The organism is Streptomyces sp. SID10853 (assembly GCF_010548145.1).
GTDB lineage: Bacteria > Actinomycetota > Actinomycetes > Streptomycetales > Streptomycetaceae > Streptomyces.
Map to the genome: position 1 here is coordinate 1 of NZ_JAAGLN010000479.1, position 1331 is coordinate 1331.

Below are 1331 nucleotides of genomic sequence, written 5' to 3' on the forward strand. Positions count from 1 at the left end.
CGAGAAGGTCGCCCGGCTCCACCTGGACGCTCTGGGCGTCAAGCTGACGACGCTGCGTCCGGAGCAGGCCGCGTACATCGGTGTCGAGGTCGAAGGCCCGTACAAGCCGGACCACTACCGCTACTGACGCAACCAGTGCCCCTGGTGCGCACCTCGCCGCACCGTCAGCAGCCGGCACCGCAGAAACAGAGTAGGTACCAGGCAGGCCCCCGCACCCCCGTGTCGGGGGCCTGCCCCGTACCGGCTAGGGAAAGATCCCAAGGACCCCATGCCCCGCGGCCGTTATTCGCTCCACGATCTCCATGACCACACCCCCCTCGGTGAGGAACACTTCCACTGCGCGCCAGGCCCCTCCGGCTGGCGTTACGTCTCCCAGACCACCGCACCATCGGGCGACCACGCGGGCTCCGTCGATATGGCCATCGACGAACTCGGCCGCCCCATCCGCCTCGAACTCCACGCCGCGAGCTGGCAGATTCGCGGCGCGGCCATCGAAGGCGTCACCTGGGTCCGGACGGACCCTTCGGGGGCACACGCCACCGAAGGCAACGCCCCCGCCCATGCCTTCACCGGTACATCCCCCGCCTTTCTTGTCGCCACAGCTCGGCTGCTCGGCCTCGCCCCCGGTTCCCCCGCCACTCGCATCCGTCTGGTCGCCTTCACCGACCCGGTCCTGGCGCCCCGCACCGTCGACCAGTCCTGGGCCTTGCTGAAGAGTGAAGCGCATGCCACTGACAATGGGCCCCTGATAGTGGACGAATACCAGGTCAGCGCCCTGGACACCGGTGAGCAGTACGCGGTCCACATCGCCGGGGACGTGGTCCTGGCAGCTCCCGGCATCGAGCTGGAGCACCTGGAGACACCGCCATCGGTCTTCCGGTGACGAACAGCCCTGTGGTCCACCGGTCCAGCCGGCGGACCGGCGCCGGTAGCCGAGGCCGGAGTGCCGGGCTCAACGGCCCCGGGGTGATGTGCGTACGACCCTGCTGAGCTGCTACTGTCTCTCTTGCCCACAAAAGCCGTTGACACGGTTCGAGTGGGGAGGTAGGTTTGAACGGTTGCCCCGAGTTCGACAAGATCGGGCCCAGCAGTTACTGTTTATCTCGCTCGCGGAAATCGAATTTCTCGCAGAGCCACCCGATGAATCCGAATCACGAGGCCGATTAGCTCGGCTAAAATGCTTCTGATAAAGTCGGAATCGCCGGAAAGGGAAACGCGAAAGCGTGGAACTGGAAAGCGGCCCGCCGGCCGGGAATCGGACACGAAAGAGTCTGATAGAGTCGGAAACGCAAGACCGGAGGGAAAAGCCCGGAGGAAAGCCCGAGAGGGTG

2 protein-coding genes are annotated in these 1331 nt (G+C 65.9%); both read left to right on the plus strand.

Going from position 1 to position 1331, the window contains the following annotated elements; all coding sequences use genetic code 11:
* Positions 1-127, plus strand: a 127-nt coding sequence (locus G3I19_RS36470; RefSeq protein ID WP_164264410.1) for an adenosylhomocysteinase, incomplete at its 5' end; no start/stop codon positions are given.
* A gap of 141 nt (positions 128-268) precedes the next feature.
* Complete coding sequence (locus G3I19_RS36475; protein WP_164267943.1) at positions 269-883, plus strand: hypothetical protein; 615 nt, start codon at positions 269-271, stop codon at positions 881-883.
* Positions 884-1331 lie beyond the last annotated feature (448 nt).

Excerpts from the sequence above, each read along its gene's own strand:
- G3I19_RS36475 (WP_164267943.1), top strand. The coding sequence starts at position 269 with ATGCCCCGCGGCCGTTATTCGCTCCACGATCTCCATGACCACACCCCC.